The 25,657-nt window shown below is 61.1% G+C and carries 23 protein-coding genes and 1 pseudogene; 12 read left to right on the top strand and 12 right to left on the bottom strand.

What is annotated here, in order from left to right:
- The gene (locus ACFSOZ_RS38630; protein ID WP_379107190.1) at window positions 1-432 is read right to left on the bottom strand and encodes a tyrosine-type recombinase/integrase; all 432 of its coding nucleotides are present in this window, start codon (window positions 430-432) and stop codon (window positions 1-3) included.
- A gap of 611 nt (window positions 433-1,043) precedes the next feature.
- On the opposite strand from ACFSOZ_RS38630, the gene ACFSOZ_RS38625 reads away from it, so the two are divergent.
- From ACFSOZ_RS38625 to ACFSOZ_RS38615, 3 genes are all read left to right on the top strand, one after another.
- Entirely contained in the window at window positions 1,044-1,256 is a 213-nt protein-coding gene (locus ACFSOZ_RS38625) for a hypothetical protein (protein WP_379107172.1), read from the top strand.
- Between the two features lie 216 nt (window positions 1,257-1,472).
- A complete protein-coding gene (locus tag ACFSOZ_RS38620) occupies window positions 1,473-1,754 on the top strand; it encodes a hypothetical protein (protein WP_379107170.1) in 282 nt (93 codons plus the stop codon).
- Window positions 1,755-2,244: 490 nt separating this feature from the next.
- On the top strand, window positions 2,245-2,670 hold the full coding sequence (locus ACFSOZ_RS38615; protein ID WP_379107168.1) for a hypothetical protein: 426 nt from the start codon (window positions 2,245-2,247) through the stop codon (window positions 2,668-2,670).
- 293 nt (window positions 2,671-2,963) lie between these two features.
- Here the strand turns inward: ACFSOZ_RS38615 and ACFSOZ_RS38610 are convergent, their stop codons facing one another.
- Window positions 2,964-3,188: a hypothetical protein gene (locus tag ACFSOZ_RS38610; protein ID WP_379107166.1), complete on the bottom strand. Its 225-nt coding sequence runs from the start codon at window positions 3,186-3,188 to the stop codon at window positions 2,964-2,966.
- Between the two features lie 764 nt (window positions 3,189-3,952).
- Entirely contained in the window at window positions 3,953-4,258 is a 306-nt protein-coding gene (locus ACFSOZ_RS38605; RefSeq protein ID WP_379107164.1) for a hypothetical protein, read from the bottom strand.
- 694 nt (window positions 4,259-4,952) lie between these two features.
- Between ACFSOZ_RS38605 and ACFSOZ_RS38600 the strand changes: the two genes are divergently transcribed.
- Both ACFSOZ_RS38600 and ACFSOZ_RS38595 read left to right on the top strand, forming a co-directional pair.
- A complete protein-coding gene (locus ACFSOZ_RS38600; RefSeq protein WP_379107162.1) occupies window positions 4,953-6,413 on the top strand; it encodes a hypothetical protein in 1,461 nt (486 codons plus the stop codon).
- Between the two features lie 220 nt (window positions 6,414-6,633).
- A complete protein-coding gene (locus ACFSOZ_RS38595) occupies window positions 6,634-6,882 on the top strand; it encodes a hypothetical protein (protein ID WP_379107160.1) in 249 nt (82 codons plus the stop codon).
- Window positions 6,883-6,958: 76 nt separating this feature from the next.
- Here ACFSOZ_RS38595 and ACFSOZ_RS38590 read toward each other — a convergent pair whose 3' ends face one another.
- From ACFSOZ_RS38590 to ACFSOZ_RS38580, 3 genes are all read right to left on the bottom strand, one after another.
- Window positions 6,959-7,549: an NAD(P)H-dependent oxidoreductase gene (locus tag ACFSOZ_RS38590; RefSeq protein ID WP_379107158.1), complete on the bottom strand. Its 591-nt coding sequence runs from the start codon at window positions 7,547-7,549 to the stop codon at window positions 6,959-6,961.
- A 72-nt stretch (window positions 7,550-7,621) separates the two neighbouring features.
- A complete protein-coding gene (locus tag ACFSOZ_RS38585; protein ID WP_379107156.1) occupies window positions 7,622-8,311 on the bottom strand; it encodes a GNAT family N-acetyltransferase in 690 nt (229 codons plus the stop codon).
- 442 nt (window positions 8,312-8,753) lie between these two features.
- Window positions 8,754-9,011 carry a PilZ domain-containing protein gene (locus ACFSOZ_RS38580; protein ID WP_379107154.1) on the bottom strand — a complete coding sequence of 86 codons (258 nt, stop codon included), beginning with the start codon at window positions 9,009-9,011 and terminating at the stop codon, window positions 8,754-8,756.
- A gap of 254 nt (window positions 9,012-9,265) precedes the next feature.
- Between ACFSOZ_RS38580 and ACFSOZ_RS38575 the strand changes: the two genes are divergently transcribed.
- Together ACFSOZ_RS38575 and ACFSOZ_RS38570 are read left to right on the top strand one after the other, a co-directional pair.
- Window positions 9,266-9,703 (top strand): hypothetical protein, encoded by a 438-nt coding sequence (locus ACFSOZ_RS38575; RefSeq protein WP_379107152.1) that lies wholly within the window; start codon window positions 9,266-9,268, stop codon window positions 9,701-9,703.
- A gap of 273 nt (window positions 9,704-9,976) precedes the next feature.
- On the top strand, window positions 9,977-11,119 hold the full coding sequence (locus tag ACFSOZ_RS38570; RefSeq protein ID WP_379107150.1) for a DUF4432 family protein: 1,143 nt from the start codon (window positions 9,977-9,979) through the stop codon (window positions 11,117-11,119).
- Here the strand turns inward: ACFSOZ_RS38570 and ACFSOZ_RS38565 are convergent.
- Genes ACFSOZ_RS38565 through ACFSOZ_RS38555 form a run of 3 tightly spaced genes read right to left on the bottom strand, consistent with a single transcriptional unit; the run spans window position 11,073 to window position 14,948 of the window.
- On the bottom strand, window positions 11,073-11,954 hold the full coding sequence (locus ACFSOZ_RS38565; protein WP_379107148.1) for an alpha/beta hydrolase: 882 nt from the start codon (window positions 11,952-11,954) through the stop codon (window positions 11,073-11,075). The genes ACFSOZ_RS38570 and ACFSOZ_RS38565 overlap by 47 nt on opposite strands.
- Window positions 11,955-11,979: 25 nt before the next feature.
- On the bottom strand, window positions 11,980-14,031 hold the full coding sequence (fhuB, locus tag ACFSOZ_RS38560) for a Fe(3+)-hydroxamate ABC transporter permease FhuB (RefSeq protein ID WP_379107145.1): 2,052 nt from the start codon (window positions 14,029-14,031) through the stop codon (window positions 11,980-11,982).
- Window positions 14,028-14,948: an ABC transporter substrate-binding protein gene (locus tag ACFSOZ_RS38555; RefSeq protein ID WP_379107143.1), complete on the bottom strand. Its 921-nt coding sequence runs from the start codon at window positions 14,946-14,948 to the stop codon at window positions 14,028-14,030. The genes fhuB and ACFSOZ_RS38555 overlap by 4 nt, the downstream gene beginning before the upstream one ends.
- Before the next feature lie 225 nt (window positions 14,949-15,173).
- Here ACFSOZ_RS38555 and ACFSOZ_RS38550 point away from each other — a divergent pair.
- The 3 genes and pseudogenes from ACFSOZ_RS38550 to ACFSOZ_RS38540 all read left to right on the top strand — a co-directional run.
- Window positions 15,174-15,689: pseudogene (locus tag ACFSOZ_RS38550) on the top strand (TonB-dependent receptor plug domain-containing protein); the annotation flags it as partial.
- Between the two features lie 19 nt (window positions 15,690-15,708).
- Window positions 15,709-17,325 (top strand): TonB-dependent siderophore receptor, encoded by a 1,617-nt coding sequence (locus tag ACFSOZ_RS38545; RefSeq protein WP_379107141.1) that lies wholly within the window; start codon window positions 15,709-15,711, stop codon window positions 17,323-17,325.
- Window positions 17,326-17,735: 410 nt separating this feature from the next.
- The gene (locus ACFSOZ_RS38540; RefSeq protein WP_379107139.1) at window positions 17,736-18,080 is read left to right on the top strand and encodes a hypothetical protein; all 345 of its coding nucleotides are present in this window, start codon (window positions 17,736-17,738) and stop codon (window positions 18,078-18,080) included.
- A gap of 159 nt (window positions 18,081-18,239) precedes the next feature.
- Here the strand turns inward: ACFSOZ_RS38540 and ggt are convergent, their stop codons facing one another.
- From ggt to ACFSOZ_RS38525, 3 genes are all read right to left on the bottom strand, one after another.
- The gene (gene ggt, locus ACFSOZ_RS38535) at window positions 18,240-19,979 is read right to left on the bottom strand and encodes a gamma-glutamyltransferase (RefSeq protein ID WP_379107137.1); all 1,740 of its coding nucleotides are present in this window, start codon (window positions 19,977-19,979) and stop codon (window positions 18,240-18,242) included.
- 91 nt (window positions 19,980-20,070) lie between these two features.
- Entirely contained in the window at window positions 20,071-21,363 is a 1,293-nt protein-coding gene (gene rhaI / locus ACFSOZ_RS38530; RefSeq protein ID WP_379107134.1) for an L-rhamnose catabolism isomerase, read from the bottom strand.
- Between the two features lie 114 nt (window positions 21,364-21,477).
- Entirely contained in the window at window positions 21,478-23,580 is a 2,103-nt protein-coding gene (locus ACFSOZ_RS38525; protein WP_379107132.1) for a bifunctional rhamnulose-1-phosphate aldolase/short-chain dehydrogenase, read from the bottom strand.
- 183 nt (window positions 23,581-23,763) lie between these two features.
- Here ACFSOZ_RS38525 and ACFSOZ_RS38520 point away from each other — a divergent pair, with 183 nt between their 5' ends.
- Complete coding sequence (locus tag ACFSOZ_RS38520) at window positions 23,764-24,573, top strand: DeoR/GlpR family DNA-binding transcription regulator (protein ID WP_379107130.1); 810 nt, start codon at window positions 23,764-23,766, stop codon at window positions 24,571-24,573.
- A 55-nt stretch (window positions 24,574-24,628) separates the two neighbouring features.
- Window positions 24,629-25,624: a rhamnose ABC transporter substrate-binding protein gene (gene rhaS, locus ACFSOZ_RS38515; protein WP_027055502.1), complete on the top strand. Its 996-nt coding sequence runs from the start codon at window positions 24,629-24,631 to the stop codon at window positions 25,622-25,624.
- The last annotated feature ends 33 nt before the right edge of the window (window positions 25,625-25,657 follow it).

The raw sequence follows: 25,657 nt of genomic DNA, 5'->3' as shown, positions 1-25,657 counted from the left end.
TTACACCACCCCGTTTTTCTGGACACTTTTGTTCTCGGTTTCCTCTGCATCTTCCCTATCGGCAAGCAGGTTCACCGCACTCTTGGCGATCACCTCTTGCCTTGCCGCTTTCGTGTACCGTATGACTTCCTTCGAAGTCTGGTGGCCCGTCATCGACATGATTTGGTGCTCGGTTGCGCCGCGATCGGCCATGCGGCTCGATGCTGCCTTTCGAAGCCCGTGCGCGCTGCATTGCGGTAGTTCGGCCTCGTCGCACCGTTTGCGGAACCAGTTGCCGAAACCATTGGAGGTGAAGCCCCGGTTGAACTCGGTCATCAGGAACGTGAGATCCCCGCACGGGCTGTTGTCGATAGTGAGCTGCAGCCTGGGGTGGATCGGAATTTCGAGCGAGATCGGCTTTTTGTTCCGGCCTTTGTACTGGGTGAAGTGCAGAACGCCTTGGCGCCCTGGGTGTTACCGGCATGGCGGCGGCTGCACTGGCGTCCCTCGTTACCGCCTACTGGTCAGATATCTGGCGTGTGCTGCGGGGCGGCTAATTCATACAATGCGCAGGTTTCTGGCCTCTTCGGGTCAACAAGCACGGTGACCTGTGCGCCGACTGCAGCTTCGGTGCTGACCAAGAACCAATTCATCGCGCGGCTCTTGAACTTATGGCCTTTAATAGAATACGCGACGACAAGGGAGCGGCTGCTTGTTTAACAGTTGCAGGGACTAGCAGCCAGTTCTTCGTCACTCGGTAACGATCACAGAGAAGGATGAGCTGCCACAAAAAAAGGGCTGCGACGAAAATCACAAATGCCAATTTTTCGCCCCTCAGAAACGCTGCACACTACCATAGCCGTTAATCGAGCTTGAAACCACCGGACGTGGCGCGACCGACAGAACCTCGCGATGTCATCCAGGAGATGAAACGGGAGCTTGACGATCTGCGCAGGAAGCCGCCGCCGCCCGCTTGAAATGCCCGATATTTGCCATACCGCCTTTAACGTATTTTGAATTCAAGCATGCAATTAAGTTGGACCGACCTGATAAAGAGAAGTTCGATGAAAGCAGTCAGTTTGCTTCTGGGAATTTTAGTTGGATTTCCTGCTGGCGTGGTCATCACTGCCGAAGCGGCAGACAAATTCGTAACCTTCTTCGGACCCTTCGATTTGGGCAGAGCGCTGTCACAACTTTTCTTGGGCGGCTTCTTCGGCGCTATTGTAGACGGCACTATCGCAGTGGTCGTTGCGAGCAACATGCAAGACCGAGGATAGCCTCGCGCTTGGCCTTTGCCTAGCAGCGCAACCAACCCCCTCCGCCGCCCGTTGACCCTATGCTGGTTGATCCCAGCACTCCATGATCTAGGCCCGCCGTCCCACCCGGCGGGCTTTTTTCGTTGTTGGCAGGGAAACTTTTCCAAGGAGCGAAGTTGATGAAACAAGCTGCCGCTTTGGCAGCCATAATTGGGAGAAATTTCCACGAACCTCAAGATGCTCACGATGGGCGCGATGGCGCTTGCTATGATGACTGGTGCCGCACTGGCCGGCAGCGGCACCGGAACGTCCGCGCTCGATGACCCGGCGAAGATGTCGCCGTTCTTCACCGATGCCGGCATGAAGACCATGAAGTCCGAGGCGGAATTCAAGACCGCCTGGATGGCCATGAAGGAAGAAGACCGCGCAGGCATGATGAAGGAATGCGGCGACGAGGCCATTGCCAAAGCGCATGACAATTTCTGCAAGATGACCAAACAGTTCGGCGGGGCCAACTAGCTGCAGCCAACGCTGTATTGTGAAGCGTGCTGAGAGGCGCCCGCTGCCGAAAGGTGGCGGGCTTTTTGCATTTTAGATGCAACTAATGTTCCCATCCCACGTTTCCACACTGGCCAGCTAAAGTCCCTACTGGCCATTTTTCCAAGCCCGTCACCTGATCCTAGGTGACGGGCTTTTTGCGCCCTGAAGCGTCCGGCCGGCGCGCTATCATAGTCCGCGCCATCTTCATCCATCATCGGCGCGCCTTCCGCCAACCCGATACCTTTGATGAGGAGCGCGAGACTGTCCGAGAAGATATCGCCGCCAGTAGGCCAACAGACGGGCGTCATGACGCGGGAGACGCTTCGCCGGTGTGTAGGAGTGCGGCCGGCGAAAATGCGCGCTGTGAGGCTCCTGCGATACAATTCAATTGTGTTTTGACTATTTGGCCGCATAGGCGCGTAAAATATCAGGTTCGCCCGATTGGGCGGACTAACTCAGGGAGGATGTTATGAAGATGAATCGACGTAATGCTCTCGCCTTTGGCGCCACCTCGTTGGCGGCTCCGCTATTGATCGCAAAGCCGACTCCGGTAGCGGCCAAGGCCTACGGTCCGACTGATGGCAAAGAGATTTTTCCTGGCGTTCGGCTGGTCGAACTGGGAACACGAGACTCCCATATCAAGGGGTACAAGAAAATCGCCATGGAAGACGTCGTCTATCAGCCAAAGGGTTCCAGCCCGCTGGGGGATGTCATGGCCGACGACATGGTCTGCACGTGCATTGAAGGCGAGCTGCAGGTCACCGCCGGGGATATGCAGTTTACGGCCAAGGAAGGCGACGTATGGAGCTGCGGCAAGGGAAGCACGAAGGAGGCCGCTACGAACAATGGAACAGTGGTTGCAGTTATGCGGGTGATTAACCTGAAGGCTGCATAGTAGCGCCGAAGTTCGACGGCTACTGGTCGCAGATCATCATCGACGAAGACGGCACCAGGATCTACACGCGCAACCGGCAAGGATGCGCCGTTCATTCAGTGGAACGGGACGGGACCGGTGCCGCCCCCTACGGCTGTGTAGCGCAGGACTTCAGTCTTGGTCCCGCCAATAGGATTAGTTGCGCAGTTACTAATATGCCCATAATTTGATCAGCGCGGGGGACAGTCAAACCTTTCCCGCAGTGGCCGGTGCGGTCCGCCACCCCAAAGAGCCCAACCGCACCGGCCATTACTCTATGGCTGGATAGCGCCCGGTTTCAAATCTTTTGTGATGCCATCCAATGCCATCTTGATATCGTCTGGACTGTCGATCCCGCCGTTGAAAAGGGCGATCAGGCGACGTGCCAAATGCTCGCGCGCCGGATGCGAGCCTTCGATGCCGGCTTGCTCGCAATAGTCGTCTAGAATTCTAGTGAGAGTTGCCAACTGGATCTCGTCAGCCGTTCCGCGAAAGGTCACCTCGCATCTCCCTATCGGGCGAAAGCGTGATCTACTCTTCCAAGCGCCCGTATGCCGTTGGAGGCGGGCGACGTGGGAAGTGTACGCTTCCGACAGTCGGTTAGCGAATCATTATGCCTCGGTCGCGGCTTCGTGATTGTCAATTCCTGGTCTTACCGAGGTGTTCAATCTCAGCCATCAGCCTGTTGAAGGCCGCGGCTGACGGAACATTAGCGACCTCTAAAAGTTTCTCGCTTGCGGTAGGCGATGCTCACCCGCTCCCCTGCCGAAGATCGGGATACGCACCACCTGATCGGCCCGCGCCTTTCGGCAAGAGGCGCGGGCTTATGTGTTAACCTCTGCGGCCGGTTAGCCGACTAGGGACTTCAGTCTTAGTTGAGCTACCTCTAATAAGAGAATAGCTTAGATAGAGAGCCACGGATTTGGGCTGGGGCGAGGACCCGTCGCTTCTCAGTGGAGCGGCGGGCCTTTTGGCAGTGAGGGTTTCGACGGAGCGGCCCGGCACCTTTGTTGGGTGGGGCGGGGGCACCGGGCCTAACCGACCGGATGCTCGCGATCATCGCAGCCGGCTGGAAACTTTATGCGCTCCTGCTAATCTAAAGTGAAGCATCGAATGAAGGAACGCGACACGTCGTGAGCGTTTTCGGGAAGCCGCATTGGCGAACCGTGATGACCACCACGGACAAGGCCAAAGCGCTGGCGACGGCGAAGGAGATCGGCGACAAGGTGCGGATTGAGGAGATCACGCCGAAGGTGAAAAGGCGCTAGTTCACGGTCGGTTTGTTGGCGCGCAACTCATGCTCGGCCGCCAACACCTGAACGCGGGCTCGCTCGTGCTTGTCGGCCAACTGCTGGTGCCGCAGCCGATCAGCCTTAGGCGGCCTGGGAGCTAGGTCGTCAAGCCGATAGGCGAGATCCCTGCGGCGGTGCTCGACGACGAAAATCGATTCCTCGACGGTCAGACCGGCAAGGATTTTCTCGCCTTGCTCATTGGTCGAGAGACCGTGCATGTCGCTGTACCCTCTCTCTTCCCCTTCGGTCAGGTCGAGTTGCCGCTTGGGCTTGGTCATTGGTCGTCGTTGCCGAGGTAGGCCTTCACAAAGCCGCCGATCCTAATTTTCTTTCCTTCCCTGGAAATGTGGCGATACACGATCTGCCATAGGCCGGTGTTGGCAAGATTATCCAAGACGCGAAGCCGGTCATCTGAATTCAAATCCTTTTGTTGCCTTCACTCACTTCTTGCCGACTTTTCCCCGCCTGTGGAAGTCGGAGAGATCGCGGAAAAATCGCTGTGCCCCCTGCGCCAAGCTTATCGAAGCGGTGCACCGCTATTTTGTCGGCTGGACATTTTTCCGAAAAGCCCAATGATTATGTGGGAGGCGGGACTGTCCAGAAATCACGCAAGCTAATAATTGCGCTAGGTTTCTGTATCCCGCCTCTGGGCACCATAACTTTACTGAATGAAATCAAAACTCGTGGTGTTGCCGCAGTGGCTCGTTCAGCCATTGCATCTTGCAACTGGTTGCCCATGAGCGCGCCGGTATGACGCGGGTTCAGGTATATTAGCTAGCTCGCAAGCTCGTGATTGGACCGTCGGGCGTTTCGGTGGGACCATAACCAACGCGTCCAAGCATCTGGACCGGGGCGCATTTGTTTCCATCAAGAACGACGACCCAACCCGGCGTCGGCCAACCAACCGTCGCCGGTGGGGGCGGCGCTGCGATGTTTCATGCTCTACGCAAATTCTGGACTGATCAACACGGCATGGCGCTGATTCTGGTCAGCGTGATGCTGCCGGCGATCATCGGATTTTCGCTCCTGGCAATCGACATGAGCCGGGTCAATAACCTGCAAAACGATCTACAGAAGGACGCCGACGCGATGGCGTTGGCAGCCGCCGCGGAACTGGATGGTCGATCGGATTCGATCACCAGGGCGGATCGCGCCCTGTCGACACTGGTGAGCAATAGCTATTCATTCTCCACGGCCGGCATACCTCAAACGTTGTCTTCAGCGGGAGTGACGAGAACATATCTTCGGTCACTTCCTGCATTGGACAGTTCACCGATTGCAGCAGCCAACATCATCACCGATGAAGTGACAGACGCGCCAAACGCCCGATTCATCCAGGTGAAAGTGACCCCTGTCGGCTTTGCGGCCATTTTCCCGGCGTCTTACCTGACCGGGAACACTGCAAGCAATGGCTTCAATGTCGGCGCGGTTTCCGTGGCTGGCTTCACATCGAGCGTCTGTAACTACACGCCGGTCTTTATCTGCAACCCCTTCGAGATGGTGAACGGCACCAACTCCGCCGGCGGCGTGACATTGGAACAAGCAGCAGCTGACCCCTCAATTCGCCGGCGTTTGATCGAACTTCGCACGGTTGGCAACAATGCCGCATACGGCCCTGGCAATTTTGGCTTCCTGGCGCCGCCGAACAACGTCGGGAACGGTGCCCAAGGGCTTGCCGAGACGATCGCGACATCGAAGCCGCTCGGCTGCTACTCGGCACAAGACGTCAGCACAAAGACTGGCCAGAATACAGGTCCGATTCAGGACGCCTTCAATGTCCGCTTCGGCATCCAAGCGAACGGCAACGCCTTCAACACGCCCGAGTATGGTCCCGCGTCGAATGTCAGGAAAGGCGCATCGACTGGCGGGAACGGCAATGGCAACGGAAACAGCAACCAGTGCCCGCAGTACAATCAGCTGACGTTCAACGCCACGGGCAACATGGGCCTGCCACGCGATGCCACCACGCCCTATATGGGCGGCCGCATGGGAGACGGTAACTGGAACTTTTCCGGGTACTGGAGCACCAATTTCGGTCCGACGAGCTACCCTTCGTCATGGGACACGAGCAAACCGACGCGTTACCAGGTTTACAAATACGAGATTGCGAACGGTCTCGTCGGATACGCTTCGACAGGCGGTGAGGTGGGAACGCCGCCGAGTTCCTGTCAGCCGCCTGTTACATCCGTCGATCGCCGTTTGCTCTACGGGGCAATCCTCAACTGCAATGCGCTCGAGGCCGCTGGCAACGATCTGAACGGCAACAGTACAAACCTTCCTGTTGAGGCGTTTGCAAGTTTCTTCCTGTCGGAGCCTGTTGCCGGTGCATCGGCCGGCGGATCCGTTTTTGGAGAGTTGGTCGACATTACCGGTCGTGGCGGCCAGGGAACGCTCGATAATTTCCTGCGCGACGAGGTGCAGCTCTATCGATGAAATTCGGGAGCCTTCGAAAAAGGCCCGCCGGCCGAAGCCGGCGGGAGGGTCTAGAGTACGCCAGATTGGGGTCTGGCAGATTGCAAACGATCCGACCCGGCTTTTGTTTCACGATTTGCCAAAGCGGCCTTGGAACCTCGCCAACGCGCGTAGCTGGGGATGAGGGGCGTGAACTGGCAATACCGGAGGGAACCGGCGGCGCGGTCGCGCGTTTGCTCGAATGCTCAAGAAGATCGCCCTCGCCACCGTTCTGATCCAGGTCGCCGCCGTTGCGGCGCTCGTAACTCAGACGGTGCTCTTTGCCTCATCCACCACTAGCCAAGCCGCGAATGTGCAGCCCGGCGAAACTGTGGCAATCACTCAGAAAGAATGCGCCAAGGCGACGTGGCCAAATATCCCCAGCCATTGTCTGAAGCGGGTTGAAGCGAGGCAGTACGTTGCGACGATCGTATCGACGGCCGGGCAATGAAAAGGCCCCACCGTGAGGCAGCGCACCGGGTTGGACAGGGTCTCTAGGATGGTTTCGCGGGCGGCTAAGCCCGCCCTTAGAATTTCTCGAACCTTCGTTCCACACTACGCGCGAACATCTCCCTCTGTTCGTTGGAAATGCTCTCGACGGAATATCGCGTCAGATAGAGGTGCTTGACATTGCGGCCGCACATCGTCTTGAGGCCTCGCAGCAGCACCTTCTTGCCTGGGTTTTGCATGTAGATTTCTGTATACCACCACGGCGAACCACATGTGGTGACTACCCCCATGCGGCGAATGTTTAGGAGTGCTGGCTTGATCGTGCCGCCGTCTGCCGGCAAATCGTAAGCCACGCCTGGCCGCCAGACTCGATCGAAATAGCCCTTCAAAATTGCCGGCATGCCTGACCACCACGTGGGGAAGCAGAACACGCACGCCTCAGCCCACCTCAACGTGTCGATATAGATCTGCAAATCCTTCGGTGTTTGAGAAAGATCGAAGTGGCCACATCTCTCTTCAGCATCCATGGCCGGATTGAACTTCATTTCGTAAAGGTCGAAATCGACAACCTCGTCGCCTCTTGCTTTGAGGGTCTGGACGACGCGCTTGTGAAGTGACGCCTGGTAGCTGTCGGCCAAAGGATGCGCGTAGACCACATTGATCTTCATCCAATGATCCCCGGCCAATTCACCATCTGCCGACAGATTTTGCCGGCTCGGCAGCCATTTGGCGAGTCCAGCTCATAACGAAGCTCTGACCTCCTCCAAGGATCGCACCTGACGTCCATCGGCAAAATTCTCAGGGGACAGCCAAGCCTGGAACGCGGCGCTGGCGGGCGCCCATTCCCGCGCCAGAAGCGAGTACATGCAGATGTCGCACGGGCGGCCTTTCAGCGTGAGGCCTTCGCGCAATATGCCCTCGAAGACAAAGCCCAGCCGATCGGCTGCCCGCCTGGATTTCGCGTTAGCCGTGGTGCAGGTCCATTCCAGGCGGCGATAACCCAGGTCGTCGAAGACGTGACGCATGATGAGGAAGAGCGACTCGCTGGCTGCGACGGTCCTTTGTAGAGAGGGAGCGAAAAGGACATAGCCCAATTCAATCACCCTGTGCGCCGGCCTCGCCTCCATCAGGCAGAGCCAACCGACAGGCCCCGCGGCTGCCGTGCGCAGCGTCAGGAACGTGCGCGATTGGTCGTCGAGCAGGTCGCTGACATGTGCCCGGAAAGACTGGACCCCATCGAACGGCCCTACTTTCATCTCGGCCCAGATATCATCGCGTTCGCCAGCATGAGTTAGCCGGAAGATATCGTCGGCATCTTCGAGGCAGAGCGGCACCAGGCGGATATGGTTTCCGATCACGGTGATTGCACGAGGTACGCTCGCGCTGCCGGCCGCTTTCGACAGTTCCTTCCAGCTCTCTTGCTCAGCCATGTCCCCTCCCTGGTATTGGCCTGTCGCACGTTGATTGCCGTCAGGGAATGTTCGCACCCGAGACTTCGCCGCTAGCTTCGGAGGCAATGAAGGGCCGGTGCGGCTGGGCTGCGTCGGGTTTGGGCATCCCGCTCTGATAAATCCATAGGCACATCAGCAGTCGCGCAAATAAGACTGAAGCCCTGGGCCCGCCGACAGGGCACATTGCCGCTAGCGGCCCAGGGGCTGTCTTGAAAGCGAAATCAGCTCGGATTCGTCAGACACCCCTGCCATGTAGTTTGCGATGATCCGAGACGCCAACGCATCCCGCGCATTGGGCGATTGGTGGCCGAGTTTAAGGTGCTCGAAAACGCGTCCCAGCAAAGCCAACTCGGATGGTTCAAAAATACCCGCTTCCACAGCTTTTCGTCGAATTGGCATTCTGACACTCCACGTTCCCGAGCTAATAAATCTGCACGCCAAGCCGCTCGTTCCTTCTCCATCGCACCACGGCACGATAGCTTGTGTCATCTGCGGGCACGTGAAGGACGAAACGGTCGGGAATTGTGAGACCGGGGTCGACCCGTAATTCCGCACCGTGATGGTGCTGATTTCTGACCGAGCAACTGATGTTCGCATCATCGGTGATGATGGTTGCACCCTTGAGAACGATCCCGCGTGGGTGAGAGCGTCGCTCTGGTCGCGGGTCAGTGGGGCTCATTGTCTCATTCCTCCTGGACATCGTGCGGCGCAATCCTCTTTGCAGAGTCGGCATCGGGGGCGGGACGAACTTCAAACCGATGAACCGACGCCCAGAACCCGATTCAATTAGCTTGCGCTAAAATGGTTCCGGAACTTTTACCACGCATCGCCAGCTGAAACGACTTTGCGCTCATTGGGTTGCCGGCGGATTGGATTCGCTTGGTGATCCCCCAACCTTAGGGCAAACTGCCTGTCGGGGCGTCAGGAGGAGAAATGAGAGCACGCGCAGCAACGCTCGGGGATGTGGAGGACGTCTTTCGTGGTCTGTCCAAGCGGATGTCGGACGAATACGTCGCGGCCGGCAAGGACAGCAAGATCGCGTACGACAATCTGATGATGAACTTGAAGGAAGGCCGCGCGCACGCACTTGTCGAGGGCGACAAGGCCGTGGCGATCATCGCCTGGCACGAGAACAGCGACGCCGCCGACACGCTGTTCGCCGCGCAGGAGGATTTCTTCCGCGCCGCGACCGTCCGCTTCTGCAAGCGACATATCAGGCACATCCAGGCGCTCGCCGGCAACGTTCCCGTCCACTCGCGCAGCTGGCTTCAAGGGCCGGATGTCGCAAGATGGTTTGGAGTCATCGGCTATGTCCAGCGCGGCCAGGAGAACGGTGCCAGCCTGTTCGAGCTGCCGCCCGCCCGCGGATAGGAAATCGCGGTATGTGCAAGACGCTGTGAACCAGTGGACGGCTGGCTGATGTCCCGCTGCTTCGGCGCAACGTCGGCTGCACCGCACGATCGACGGTGACCGGCAGCGGCGACATATGGTTTCACCGCCACGCAGTTCGAAGCTCTCACCGATGCTGGGAGGGCGCGGAGGCGCTCGATCATCAACCGTTTTGGCAGACCATGTGAGACGCGCTGCCGTTGATTTCCAAACGTTTCCTGCGACTATCAGCCGGCGGCAGACAGAGGCTGAAACATGCACCCCGACCACGTTCTCATTGACCTCGTTCCAGAGCAGTTTGGCTCGTCGGAAACCATCGTTGCGCGATACGCCGGCCTCGTCGCAACCGCATTTCGCTACCAATCCGGCGTCGCCGCTCTTCGGATCAGCAACGAAAAGGGGGAGATCGTCATGCTGCCGTTCCAGGGGCAGCAGATTTGGGACGCGACATTCCTCGGCCGTTCACTGACCATGCGCTCGATGTTCGACGAGCCGATTGCGACCCGGGACTATCTCTCGTCCTACGGTGCGTTCTTCATTCATTGCGGCGCGACGGCGATGGGAAACCCGGGCCCGAGCGATCGCCATCCGCTGCACGGCGACCTGCCCAATGCGCCTTACAGAGATGTGCAGCTCATAGTCGGGGAAAACGCCGAGGGGTCGTTCATGGCTGTTACCGGGCGCAGCCGCCAGACGGTCGCCTTCAGTCACGACTATGTGGCACAGCCAACCGTGCGGCTGCAGCGCGACGGCACCAGCGTGGCCGTCGACATCGCCATCGAGAACCTGAAACACTCGCCAATGGAGCTGATGTACCTGGCGCACATCAATTTCAGGCCGGCGGACGGCGGGCGCCTTGTCGACAGCGTCGCTGATGACCGCGCCGACATTGTCGTGCGGCAGGTGCTCCCACCCTTTTTCACGCCAAGCGACAGCTACCTTGCTTACCGTGACGCCATTGTCGCCGATCCTTCGCGGCATCGTATGCTGACCAAAGGCGAGCCGATTGACCCCGAACTCGTGCTGACGATGAAAGCCAAGGCAGACGCCGAAGGTTGGGCGCACGCCTTGCAGGTGCATCCGGACCAGACCGCGGATTTTGTCAGCTTTCGCCCGGCGGAGCTCAACTACGCCGTTCGCTGGATCACGCGCGGCGCCGACCAGGACGCGCTCGGCCTCGTGCTGCCGGCGACCGCCGAACCCGACGGTTATCTCGCGGCGAAGGAAAGAGGCCGCCTGGTTGTCGTCGCGCCGGGGGGGATATTTCGCTGCGCCCTGCGCTTTGGCGCGATGACCGCGGATATCGCGGCAAGACAGGAACTGGTGATTTCAAGATCCGGACCGGAGGCGCCTAGCCCGACCCACGCACCGCAAACGCGGCCTGAACCGCACGATTGACTGTCACCGGCAGGATCGACATGTGGGTCTCGCTGGCGTGCAGTTCGAAGCTCGCGCTCACGCCCGGGAGAGCGGCGAGACGCTCCGCCATTGTCCGCGCGAATTCGTCGGTGCGTGTCATCTGCTTTTGCTGCAGTCGCTTTTCTTCGTCCTCGGCGCCAATCTGGAACGGCGCCAGCTTCTCGGTCTCGTACTCGCCAGCCGACAGGATCACGTTCACCGCCGGGCCTGCAGGAACGGCGGCCTCGAAGGCTTCGAGAAAGCGGTCGATGGCGCGGTCTTCCCAATAGATGGCGGGACTGGCCGCGATCCAGGTCCGGAACGAGAGCGGGCGGGTGAACAGGGCATAGAGCGCAAACAGGCCACCGAAGGAATGGCCATAAAGCGCCTGGCGGCTTTCATCGATCCGGGCGCGGCTTGCCACCCAGGGCTTCAATTCGTCCTCGATGAAGGCAAGGAATTCCCCTGCCCCGCCTGTCCTGACATCAGGCGTGCCATCATAGAAGGGCGGATAGATCTTGCCCGGCGGCGGGCCGAGATCCCATGAGCGCCGCAGCGGATCATAGGCCCCCTCGACGGGATAGCCGATGGCAACGATGACGCCTTCGCAGACGTTGGTGCCGGCGGGATAGCTCGCCTGCGCGCGCACCACGTCGACGGCGGTACCGATGACGGCATTGCCGTCGGTCATGTAGAGGACCGGCCAGCCGGCGTCAGGCGCCGGCTTTGCCGGCACATGCAGGAATATCCGCCAGGGGTCGTCGCCATGTGCGGGTGTGAAATCATGAACCGTGGTGTCGGCGATCAGGGCTGGCGTCGCCATCGACTTGGGCATGGATATCTCCACAGGGACAAAAAAGTCAGCGGCGGCGCAGCAGCCACATCAATACCGGGCCGCCGATCAGCGTGGCGACCAGGCCGGCCGGGATCTGGTGCGGGAAGATGGCGGTGCGGCCGATCCAGTCTGCTGCAACCATGATCAGCGCGCCGGCGAGCACCGCGCCGGCTGCTTGCGGCAGCGCGCGGGAAAGGCCGAGGCGACGGGCAAGATGCGGCGCCATCAGGCCGATGAAGGTCAGCGGGCCGACGATCAGCGTCGAGGCGGCGGTGAGTGCTGCGACCACCAGCAGCACAAGAAGCCGCGTCCCCTTCAGGTTGATGCCTAGACCTTGAACGGCGGCGGCCCCGAGCGGCAGGATGTCGAGCCAGCGCATGAAGAGGGGCGCGAGCGCAAAGAGGCAGACGGCGATGCCGCCCGTCAGCAGGGCGGCGCTCGGATCGACGCCATAGGTCGAGCCGGTGAGCCAGTTGAGCAGCAGCATGGCGCGCGGATCGCCGGTGGCGGTGAGCACGAGGATCAGCGCGTCGAACAAAGCCGTCAAAGCCACGCCGGCGAGCAGCAGCCGTTCCGGTGCATAGGCGGCACGGCGGCCGATGGCCAGCGTCACCAGAAGAGCTCCGAAGGCGCCAATGGTGGCGGCCGCGGTCTGCAGCGGGCGACTGGAATCGGCGAGCGCGAACAGCGCCACCATCATGCCCAGCGCGGCGCCGGCGCTGATGCCCAGCACTTCGGGGCTGGCCATCGGATTGCCGGTCAGTCGCTGCATCATCAACCCGGCAAGCGCCAGCATCGCGCCGGCACTCAGCGCGGCAAGCACACGAGGCCACCGCCACGACAGCAGCGGCTGTAGCGCATCGCCGAGAGCGAAGGTCCAGCCATGTGGCCCCGGCCCATAGAGCAAGGCCAGTCCCAACAGCAAAAGCAGAGCCAGGCCAATCGCCGCCTGCACAAGGCCGGGCCGGCTCGCGCGCGGCAGGCGCTCGGCCGTCAATGCCGGGGCTTCCGAACCAAGGGCAAGGCGCGGCAGCAGCCAGAGCAGCAGAGGCGCGCCGAGGAGCGTGGTGATCGCTCCGGTCGGCAGCAGGTCGCCTTGCGGTCCGGTGGCGATCTGCACGGCCTGATCGGCGGCCCACAGCAATGCACCGCCGATGAGCGGCGCCATTACCAGCTGCTGACCCAGCCGGCGCGCGCCGCCGATGCGCGCGAGGGTGGCGGCGGCCAGGCCGACAAAGCCGATAACGCCGACAACGGCAACGACGAAGGCGATCAACGCGACGGCCGCCGCCAGCCCGGCGAAGCGATAGAGGCCGAGCGGGACGCCAAGGCTGCGCGCGCCTTCCTCGTCGAGGCCAAGCAAGGTCAGCGGCCGCACCATGAGGAAGATCGCCAGCGCAGCAGTGCCGATGCGTGGCAACAGCCACAGCGTCGTCGACCAGTCCTGCTGGCCGAGCGAACCGGCGCCCCAGATGAACAGGCTGGCCAGCCATTCGTGCCGCAGCACCACCAATGCCGCGCCGATGGCACCGGCATAGAGGCTGACGACCAGCCCGGCCAGCACGACCGAAAGCGGTGACAGGCCCTTGTGCCAGGACAAAGCGAAGACGGCGGCCAGGGCGACGAAGGCGCCGGCCAGCGCCACCCATTCGCGGCCGAAGGCGAGCAAGGACGGTGCAAGAAGCGTCGCCAGCGCCAGCGCCAGATAGGCACCGGCCGAGACGCCGACGGTTTCGGGCGAGGCCAGCGGGTTGCGCAGAACCTGTTGCAGGACGGTTCCGGCAAGTCCGAGTGCCGCGCCGCACAGCAGGCTGACAGCAAGCCTTGGCAGGAAGGCGTAGTGGACGAGCACCTGCCGCATGTCATCGATGTCGGGCTTCGCGAAGGCTTCGAGCCAGAGTCCCGGCGGCAGCTGCACAACAAGGTTGGACAGGGTTGCGACCACCGCGCCGCCGACAAGCACCACGCAAAGCAGGATCGCGCCGAGCGGATAATTGTCGAAGATGCCAGCCGACCGCGCGCGGTCGGCTGAGGCTGGGCTGGTGTCGCCAGGCAAGGTCGCTGCGCCATCCCTCATCGGGTGTTTCCCTCTGTCATCGCCTTGGCCAGAACCCGGGCGAAGCGGGTGGCCGAGGGAAGTGCGCCGAACATCAGCACGGCGGGGAGGCGCATGATCGAGCGGTTGCGCACGAAGGGCATGGCGTTCCACACCGGGCTTTCGGTCAGCGTGCCGCCGGCGCCGTCGGGCAAAGGCTCCAGATAGGCGAGGCGTGCGTCGCGGGATGTCCCCAGGCCGTCGATGCCGACGGTTGCAAACCCCCAATAGTTGGTCTCGCCGGTCCAGGCGTTGCTTAGCCCGATGCGGTCGAACACCTCCTGAAACAGGCTTTTCTTGCCGTAGACGCGCACATTGCGCGGATCCATGAAGCTGACGACATAGATCGGCCGCGCCGATAGCGGCGCCAGTTGCTGGCGAACTTCTGAAAAATACACATCCGTCGCCGCGATCAGCGCTTCGCCTTCGCTTTCCTTGCCGACAAGCCCGGCGAGCTGGCGCGTCGCCTCGACGGCGCGCTGATAGGGCTGCCCGGCTTCGGTATAGAGCCCGATCGTCGTTACCGGCGCCACGCGTTCGAGCAGCGGCTTGATGCCGTCGAGATATGGCATGGCCAGGATGATGTCGGGGGCAAGCTGCTGCAGCAATTCAAGATTGGGCTCGAGCAGCGTGCCGACATCGGCGATGTCGGGCGGCAGCGGCGGCTCGACCACCCAGGTCTCCCAGACGTCGCGACCGGCAATGGCGACCGGGCCGACGCCGAGCATGAGCAAGGTCTCGGCCAGGCCGTCATCCAGGCAGACGATGCGCAGCGGCTTCGCCGCGGCAGATGGCGATGAAATTCCGGTGAAGGGCAGAACCAAAAGTCCCAGCGCGCCGCGCCGGGTGATCTGGCCGCGGCGACGGTCGGCCCTGTGCGATTCGAGGGCCGCTATCACCACACGGCGCCTGTGCGGAAATCCGTCTGGTCGTGGATGTCAGGCACGGTTTTTCTCCAGAACGACGCAATCCCAAAAATCTGGCTGCCGGCAGCCGATGGCCGGTTGACTATGAAACATGAGTTTAATAGTCAACATTGAAGATGATTAAATGAGTCAACAATTTGAATTTGGTGCGCGGCCGGACCGCGGCTGTGCGCATCGCAGGCAGCGAGGGGTATCGAGATGGGGTTGAGTGCATATCGGGCGGCGCGTCGGAGAGGCCGCGTCCAGGGCCTTGTGGTCGCGTCGCTCTCGACGCTGATTTGCGCGCAGGCCCTGGCGCAGGACGCCACGACCGAACTCAACCCGATCAATGTCGAGGGGCAGACCGGCAGCCCGGTCGGCCCGGATGACGGCTATATCGCCAAGAATACCACCACCGGCTCGAAGACCGACACGCCGCTGAAGGAAATTCCGCAGTCGGTGTCGGTCATCACTCGCAAACAACTCGACGATCGCCAGCCGGAGCAGCTTGAGGACAGTCTATCGTACCTTGCCGGCGTCACCCCTTCGCCATGGGGTATCGACGACCGGTTCGACCAATGCCTGATCCGCGGTTTTGACCTCTGCACATCGGCGATCTATCGCGACGGGCTGCCGCAGAAGGTGATCGATTTCTCCGGCTTCAAGATCGAACCCTATGGGCTGGAGCGAATCGAGGTGCTGAAGGGACCGTCCTCGGTGCTCTACGGCGAGAACGAGGCTGGCGGCATGGTCAATGCCATCACCAAGCGGCCGACGGACAAGCCGATTTATGACGGCTTCCTCAGCTATGGCAGCTTCAACACGGTCGAGGCCGGGCTCGATGTCGGCGGCCCGATCGAACGATGCCGGCGTATGGTCCTACCGGCTGACCGGTCTGGTTCGCAACGGCGAGATCGAAACCGACTATTCCCGCAACGACCGCATCTTCGTCGCGCCGGCGCTCAAATGGCAGCCGGATGCGCAGACCTCGCTGACCATCCTGGCCAACTACCAGTGGGACAGGCTGACGCCGATTCAGTTTCTGCCGGCGCAGTATGGCAATCTGCCGCGTAATTTCTTCGCCGGCTCGCCCGACTTCGACCGTTTCGATGCCAACCATGGTTCGATCGGCTACCAGTTCAGCCATGAGTTCGACGACCATTGGACAGTGCGGCAGAACCTGCGCTACTCGCGGCAGGAAACCGACTATCGGCAGCTCTATTATGGCGAGTGGCTTGGTGGCCCGGACATGATCAACGATCATACGATGTCGCGTACGCTGTTCACCGTGGATGAGACGGCAAGTCTGTTCAACGTCGACAACCAGGCCGAATACAAGGCGACCTTCGGCGCGGTCGAAAACAAGCTGCTGTTCGGTCTCGATTACAACAGGCAGTCGGTCGACGGGCAGAACGGCTACGGGGAAGGTCCGCCACTGGACACCCTGAACCCGGACTACTCGATCCCGGTCACGCCGCCGGGTCTCATCATTGCCGATCGCGTGCAGACGATCGGTCAGATCGGTCTTTATGCACAAAACCAGTCCAAGATCGCCGACCACTGGGTCCTGACCCTCGGCGTCCGGCAGGCCTGGGTCGACAACACCAATCAAGACCGGATTGGTACGGGCAGCTACGATCAGAAGGACCATGCCTTCACCGGCAATGTCGGCATCGGCTATCTCTTCGACAATGGCCTGACGCCCTATGCCGGCTATGCCGAATCCTTCACCACCAATATCGGCCAGACACTGGCCAATGTGCCGTTCCAGCCCTCCAAGGGAAAGCAGTACGAAGTCGGCGTGAAGTACGAGCCGACCTTCTTCCCCGGATACCTCACCGCGTCGCTGTTCGACCTGCGCAAGACCAATGTTCTGACGACCGATCCGAGCAATCCGCTTGGCCAGGTCCAGACCGGAGAAGTCCGCCATCGCGGCCTCGAGATCGAGGCCACTGCCGATCTCGCTTTCGGCCTGAGCACGACAGCGGCCTACACCTATCTCGATGCGGAGATAGCGAAGGGCGACGACGCCGGCAACCGCCCTGCCAGGGTGCCGGAACATCAGGCATCGCTGTGGGCCAACTATGAAGTTGGTAGCGGCGTGCTCGAGGGCTTGAGCCTCGGCGCCGGCGTGCGTTACATCGGCGCGAGTTTTGGCGACAACACGAACACGGTCAACGTGCCCGGCCACACGCTGGTCGACGCGGCTTTGCGCTACAAGAAGAATGGCTGGCAGGCGGCGCTCAATGTCTCCAACCTATTCGACAAGACCTACTACTCGACCTGCTATGAGAGCGGCAGCAATCCCGACCTCAGCTGCATCTATGGCGAAGGCCGCGTCATCAAGGGCAGCCTCAGCATGAAGTTCTGATGCATGCCGCCCGGCCTGCCCGCAGACCGCAGTGCTAAGAGCAAGGCTTGAAGTATGACATCATGACGTGTCGCTGGGCCGCGAAATCCGCTGACGCTGCGAGGCGATCCGGTCCGTCACGTCGCCCGTGCGACATCACGCCACCCAAAATCGCCTCCGGCCGGACCGAATCCATATCCGGCATCATCTTTCCTCCACGAATTCAGTCCACAACGGCATGGTCCACGGCCGCCTTCGGGCAAGCCGGCTCCGGGATTGCCTGAGAGAGGACAGCCCGGCACCAATCAAAAAGTCGGCGGCAAGCCGCGACAGAAGGTGTAGAAGACCGTGCCGAACGCATCGAGGGCAGTGCGATCGGGTTGCGCTCGGCAAGCCTTGATGATTTGTTGCCGCTATACGGAGAACGAATAATGCGAGAGCCTGCCGGTCAAAACGAATATGGATCGACGAATCCCTTCGATCCGGACGATCTGCCGACGTTGAACGCGATCGGGCCAACCATTGGCGGCGGCAACGATTTCGAGAAATATGCGGTTGCCGTGATCATCGTGTTCGGCGCGCTGATCATCGGCGGGCTGATGGCCGCGTCGATGACCTTCGGGCACCGCAACGGTTTCCTCTTCGCGCTTGGCGGCGCCACATCGGCCTGGATAGGGGGAAACGCGCTGCTGCTCGACCGGCCGCGAATCTACGCGCTGTTCGTCGCCATCGCCGCCTTGATGCTGGTCGCATCCACCATCACGCTGGTCGCCTAGAGCGTTTCACGGAAACGGAGAACCACTCTATCTCTTTGTTTCGACGCAATTCCCTAAGGGAAAGCGCTACGCGCTTTTCCCGGGAAAACCGTTTCACACTTTTCCTGGAATTGCTCTAATCGGACAGAAAGTCCAGCATCGGCCTTCTGAGCCGATGCTCTAATATCCAAGTGCCTCGCCGGAGGCCGCACGGCTGTCGATGGCGCCGTTGTAGCGGGCGCCGCCGCCCTTCTCGATCTCCGCCAGGCTCTTGCCGCCGACCAGAATGCCCGCAGCCTGACCCCAGGTCGAATCACCGAGATCGAGGTGATAGCCCATGCCGGCCAGCAACTTTTCGGTATCGGGTGAAAGTCCGAACGGCTCGATGTAGACCGTGTCGGGCAGCCACTGGTGATGAATGCGCGGCGCGTCGATCGCCTCCTGGATGTTCATGCCGTGGTCGATGACATTGATGATCGCTTCCAGTGTGATGGTGATGATGCGCGAGCCGCCCGGGCTGCCGATGACCATGAACGGCTTGCCGTCCTTGGCCACCACTGTCGGGCTCATCGACGACAGCGGCGTCTTCTTCGGCTGGATGGCGTTCGCCTCGCCCTGAACCAGACCATAGAGATTGGGCACGCCAGGTTTCTGGGTGAAATCGTCCATCTCGTTGTTGAGCAGGATGCCGGTGCCGTCGGCGACGACGCCGGCGCCGAAGGAGCCGTTCAGCGTGTAGGTGACTGCGACCGCGTTGCCGTCATCGTCGACGATCGAATAATGCGTCGTCTCCTTGCTCTCGCCAAAGCCCTTCGGCATCAGGTCCTGCGACACGCCGGCCCGGAACGGATCGATCTTGTCGCGGATATCCTTGGCGTAGGCCTTGTCCAGCAGTTTCGAGACCGGATTGTCGACGAAATCGGGATCCCCGAGCGCCGAATTGCGGTCGACATAGGCGTAGCGCATCGCCTCAACCATGACATGGACCGTCTCGGCCGAGCCGGCGCCGAGGTAGGACAACGGATAGCCTTGGAGCACGTTGAGGATTTCGCAGATGATGACGCCACCGGAACTCGGCGGCGGCGAGGATGTGATCTCGTAGCCGCGATAGCTGCAGGTCACCGGTTTGAGTTCGCGAACCGCATATTGCTCGAAATCCGGCTTGGCCAGGATGCCGCCCTTGGCGCCGCTCGCCTTGACGATGGCATCGGCAATGGCGCCTTTGTAGAACGCATCAGGGCCTTTCTCGGAAATGGCGGCGAGCGAGGCGGCAAGGTCAGGCTGGATCAGACGCTCGCCGATGCCATATGGCTTGCCATCGGGTTTCAGGAAAATGGCGGCAGCCGCGGGATCCTTCGCCAGCCTGTCGGCGCTGCCGGCAAAAGAGGCGGCGTCGCCCTGATTGAGGATGAATCCGTCCTTGGCATAGCTGATTGCCGGCGCCATCAGATCCTGTCTGGACAATTTGCCATATTTTTCGCGGGCCATCTCTAAACCAGCCACTGAGCCTGGCACGCCGACCGCGAGGTAGCCGTTGAGGCTGGCGCCCTTCACCGGGTTGCCGTCCTTGTCGAGATACATCGTCTTGGTCGCCGCAAGCGGCGCCCGCTCGCGAAAATCGAGGAAGGTCGATTTGCCGTCCTTGAAGCGGATGGTCATGAAGCCGCCGCCGCCGATATTGCCGGCATTGGGGTAGACGACGGCCAGCGCATAGCCGACGGCGACCGCGGCATCGACGGCATTGCCGCCCTTCTTCAAGACCTCGACACCCACTTCGGACGCCAGATGCTGGGCCGTGACCACCATGCCGTGCTCCCCCTTGGCTGGTGCGGGCGACGCGGCGAAGACGCTCGTCAACGGGGCCAGGACGAAGGTGAAGGAAAGTGTGGCGGCGATCAATGTCCGACGGGTGAGAGGCATGGCGGTTCTCCGGGCGGGGGGACGCCTAGAAGAACCCGTCAGGGCCGCCGAGTCCACCATCAATGGTGGACCAGACGGATCAATTCAGATGTCAGACAATGCCGCCCGAGCCGCCGGCGACCGCGGGACGTTCCGCCGCCACCTTGGCGCGGTACCCGGCCGCCCGGTAAGCGGCAACCGGATCGATGGCGCCGCCCGTCTTCAACCGCGCCATGGCGAGGATCGGCTCGACATCGGTGCGGTAGGCGGCTTTCAGCGTCTGCGTCGCCATCAGCGCATCATTGCTGTCCTGGTAGGTTTCCAGCGCCTTGCGGTCGACCAGCAGCGCCTGCGCATAGCCGCGCTGCACCTCGACCGCCGACAGCATCAGGCTTTCGATCGGATCGGTGACATTGTGGCTCTGGTCGAGCATATGGGCCGGATCGAAACCCTCGGCGCCGGAAAGCTCGGCATCGACCAGTTCGTTGAAGACAAGGAACAGCCGGTAGGGATCGATCGAACCGGCATCGAGGTCGTCATCGCCATATTTCGAATCGTTGAAATGGAAGCCACCGAGTTTCTTGAACTGGATCAGCCGCGACACGATCATCTCGATATTGACGTTGGGCGCGTGATGGCCAAGGTCGACCAGGCAGAACGCCTTGTCGCCCAATTCCTTGGCGATCATGTAGTTGGTGCCCCAGTCCTGCACGACGGTGGAGTAGAAGGCCGGTTCGTACATCTTGTGCTCGGTGAACAGTTTCCAACCGTCCGGCAGTCCGGCATAGACCTCTTTCATCGCATCGAGATAGCGCTCGAATGCCCTGGCGAAATTGACCTGGCCGGGAAAGTTCGAGCCGTCGCCGATCCACACCGTCAGCGCCTTGGAGCCCAGCGTCTTGCCGATCTCGATGCATTCGAGATTGTGCTCGACCGCTTGCCGGCGTGTACCGGCATCAGCATGTGACAGCGAGCCGAATTTGTAGGAAAGCGTCTGGTCCTTCGCATCCGAGAAGGTGTTGGAATTCATGGCGTCGAAACCGAGGCCGAAGCGCGAGGCCGCCTGTTTCAGCCGCTTCGGGTCGGCCTTGTCCCACGGAATGTGCAAGGAGACGGTCGGTGTCGCCTGCGTCAATTGCTGGATGACGGCACAGTCCTCGATCTTGTCGAAGATGTCGCGTGGCTCGCCGGCGCCGGGAAAGCGGGCAAAGCGGGTGCCGCCGGTGCCGACGCCCCAGGAGGGAATAGCTACGGCGAATTTCTCGACCTTGTCGCGGATGGCGTCGATGGCAATGCCACGGCGGTCGAGGCGCTCGCCCAGCGATGCGTAGTCGCGCTCGAGATCGGCCTTGCGCGTGGCGTTGTCCTTGTCGACGACGTCGGCGGAAATGATGAATTCGGACACTAAAGTTTCCTCCCAGATGCGTTCGGTCGGCGCTGCCCCTCATCCGCCTGCCGGCACCTTCTCCCCGTCTAGAGACGGCGAGAAGGAAAGCGCTCCGGCGCCGCCTTCAATGGATTATCGCGTAAAGCTCTGCGCGTTGCCGGCGTCGACATTGATGATGTTGCCGGTCGACTTGGCCGACATGTCGGAGGCGAAGAAATAGATCGCCTCGGCAATGTCTTCCGGGAAGACCGAACGCTTCAGCATTGAGCGCGAGCGATAGTGCTCCTCCAGGTCGTCGGTCGACATCTTGTAGGCGGCGGCGCGCTGTTCCTTCCACTCGCCGGTCCAGATCTTCGAGCCGCGCAGCACGGCGTCCGGGTTGACGACATTGACCCGGATCTGCGCTTCCGCGCCTTCCAGTGCAAGGCAGCGTGCCAGATGGATCTCGGCCGCCTTGGCCGTGCAATAGGCGGCGGCATTGGGCGACGCGGCAAGGCCGTTCTTGGAGGCGACGAAGACGACATTGCCGCCGATCTTCTGCACCCGGAACAGCCGGAACGCTTCCCTGGACACCAGGAAATAACCGGTGGACAGGATGTCCATGTTCTTGTTCCACAGCGCCAGCGTGGTTTCCTCGATCGGCGCCGAGGAGGCGAGACCGGCATTCGATACCAGAATGTCGATGCCGCCGAATTCGACCGCCATCTCGGCGAAGCCGGAGATGACCTGGTCCTCTGACGTGACGTTGATCAGCACCGGGCGGACGAAATCCTTGCCATGGGCTTTCGCCAACTCGTCATTGGCGCTGGCGAGCGCTGTCTCGTCGATGTCGGCCAGCACGACGCAGGCGCCTTCGCGCAGCAGCCGGCTGGCCGTCGCGCGGCCGATGCCGCCGGCGCCGCCGGTGACCAGCGCGATCTGGCCGGCGAGCGCCTTCGGCTTCGGCATGCGCTGCAGCTTCAGGTCCTCGAGCAGCCAGTATTCGATGTCGAAGGCTTCCTGTGCGGGCAAGCCGACATAGGACGAGACCGTCGAGGCACCGCGCATGACGTTGATGGCGTTGACATAGAATTCGCCCGAGATGCGGGCCGTCGCCTTGTCACCGGCGAAGGTGAACATGCCGACGCCGGGCATCAGGTAGACCACCGCATTGGGATCGCGGATCGCGGGCGAGTCCGGATGCTTGCAGCTGTCGTAATAGGCCTGGTAGCCAACTCGATAGGCGGCAATATCGTCGGCTAGACGGGCAATGACGGCATCGACATCGGGCTTTGCCGGATCGAATTCAATGACCAGCGGGCGGATCTTGGTGCGCAGGAAATGGTCCGGGCATGAGGTGCCGAGTGCCGCCAGCGGCCGCAAATCCCTGGAGTTGACGAATTCGAGCACGGCGGGCTGGTCGTCGAAGTGACCGAGCTTGTGGCTCTTTTCCGAGATCAGGCCGCGGATCCTGGGCATCAGCTTCGCGGCAATGGCACGGCGTGATGCAGCGTCGAGCGATTTGACCGCTTCGCCGCCGAAGATCGCCAGGCCTTCGGACCGGCGCTCGAACCATTCGATCGCCTGATTGATGACCGAAATCGTCGTCTCGTAGCATTCCTTCGGCGTGTCGCCCCAGGTGAACAGGCCATGGCTCTCGAGAATGACGCCCTTGGCGGCGGGATGTTCGAGGCAGAATTTCTCCAGCCAAAGGCCGAGTTCGAAACCCGGCCGCTTCCACGGCAGCCAGCCGATGGCATCGCCGAAGATCTCCCTGGTCAGCGCCTTGGAATCCTTTGCGGCAGCGATGGCGATGATCGCGTCGGGATGCATATGATCGACGAAAGGCTTCGGCACGAAGGCGTGCAGCGGCGTGTCGATCGAGGCCGCGCGTGGGTTCAAATTGAAGGTGCAGTGCGGCAGGAAACCGACCATCTCGTCCTCATGCGCCAAGCCACGATAGAGGCCTTTGAGCGCGCGCAACTTGTCCATGTAGAGCGTCGCAAAACCGTCTGTTTTAATCGAGGCGCTGTCGCCGCCCGAGCCCTTGACCCAAAGCACTTCGACGTCTTCACCGGTCAGCGGGTCTTTCTGCTGGATTTTCGAGGAGGTGTTGCCGCCGCCATAGTTGGTGACGCGCTTGTCGGAGCCGAGCGTGTTCGAGCGATAGACCAGAAGCTCAGGATCGCTCATCCCCTTGGCCTTCGCATCATCCCACAGATTGGCGAGACGCGAACCGGAGCGCTTGTCGAGCATAGATATCCTCCCTGGGACGCAAAAAGAGCAGTCCATTTTGCCGGGAATGTCTACGCAAGCAGGCCGCTTGTCAATCACAAACGATCAATATCGATCATATTGCACTGCACAATGAAATTATATGATCGGAAATGATTGACATTGCTCGTTTTGAGTGCCTAGATGCTCAGGCAGGGAGGAACCATGCACGAAAAAGAGCGCCACAGGATCATTCTGTCCGCCGTCCAGGAAAAGCCTGTGGTGACGGTGCAGGAGATGGTCGACCTGACGGAGTCCTCCGAGGCGACGATCCGGCGCGATATCGCGGCATTGCATGTCCAGAAGCGCCTGCGCCGTGTGCGTGGCGGCGCCGAGGCGATCTCGCCGCCGCAGTTCATCGGCCTCGCCGGCCGGCCCTTTTCCGTCAACGAAACGCTCAACGCAGCGCAAAAGCGGGCGATTGCACGCGAAGCGGTCGAGTTGTGCAAGGACGGCGAACCGATCATCATCAACGGCGGCACCACCACCTTCCAGATGGTGCATTTCCTGACCGGCCGCCGCATGCCGATCTTCACCAATTCGTTCCCGATCGCCGAGCATCTGCTGAAGCACTCCAAGAACACGGTGATGCTGTCGGGCGGCACCATCTACCGCGAGCAGAACATCATCCTGTCGCCCTTCGACAATGACGTGACGCGCAATTTCTATGCGCGCCGCATGTTCATGGGCGCGCAGGGGCTCGGACCGCTCGGCCTGATGGAAGGCGACCCGCTGCTGATCCAGGCGGAGCAGAAACTGATCGACCAGGCCGACGAGCTGGTGGTGCTGGTCGATTCCTCGAAATTCCGCAAACGCTCCAGCCTGATCCTGTGCGGCCTGTCGCGCATCGCCACTGTCATCACCGATGACGGCATCGAGGATCGCGAAGCCAAAATGCTCGAAACCGCGGGCGTGACGCTGATCGTCGCCCGCAAATCGGCAACCAACAAGGAAGAATCTTCACTGCAGGCCTGAGGCCAACTCACGCCCGCAGCGGCGATGGAATGCAACGCTCAAGGGAGGATATTCGATGAGCTTTTTGAAGAAATTGATGGTGACGGCGGCTTTCTCGGCCGCCATGTTCGTGAATGCGGCCTATGCCGAAAACGTCAAGATCGCGCTGGTGGTGAAGTCGCTCGGCAACGGCTTCTTCGATGCCGCCAACAAGGGCGCCGAAGAGGCGGCCAAGGAACTCGGCGACGTCGATATCATCTACACCGGTCCGACCAAGGCGACCGCCGAAGCGCAGATCGAAGTGGTCAATTCGCTGATCGCCCAGAAGGTCAACGCCATCGCCATTTCGGCCAATGACGCCGACGCGCTGGTGCCGGTGCTGAAGAAGGCCATGGAGCGCGGCATTACCGTCATCTCCTGGGATTCGGGCGTCGCCAAGGAAGGCCGCCAGCTTCACCTCAACCCGTCCGACACCGGCCTGATCGGCGAAACCATCATCAAGCTTGCCGCCGACTACCTGCCGGAAGGCGGCGACGTCGCCATCCTGTCAGCGTCCTCGACCGCGACCAACCAGAACGCCTGGATCGACGCGGCCAAGAAAATCCTGCCGGAGAAGTTCCCCAAGATCAAACTCGTTGCCACCGTCTACGGCGACGATGACTCGGCCAAGAGCACGGACGAAGCCAAGGGCCTGCTTAAGTCCTATCCGAACCTCAAGGCGATCATCGCGCCGACCACCGTCGGCGTCGTTGCCGCGGCTCAGGTGGTGACCGACGAGAACCTGATCGGCAAGGTCAACGTCACCGGCCTGGCGCTGCCGTCCGAGTTCAAGAAGTTCATCGACAACGGTGCCTCGCAGGCCGTGGCCCTGTGGAACCCGATCGATCTCGGCTACTCGGCTGTCTACCTCGCTCACGATCTGGCGGTGAAGAAGGAAGAGGCCAAGCCAGGCGCCACGCTGTCGATCGGCCGCGTCGGCAAGGTCACGCTCGACGACACCAATTCGGCTGCGATGGCTCCGCCCTTCCAGTTCGACAAGAGCAACATCGAGAAGTTCTCCAAGATCTATTGATCTGCAGCTGCTTCGAGCTGTCGCGGCGGGGCT

This window comes from Mesorhizobium newzealandense, from assembly GCF_042682145.1.
Lineage (GTDB): Bacteria > Pseudomonadota > Alphaproteobacteria > Rhizobiales > Rhizobiaceae > Mesorhizobium > Mesorhizobium newzealandense.
Note: the sequence above shows the minus strand (reverse complement) of the source record. Positions and strands in the feature narration are given on the sequence as shown.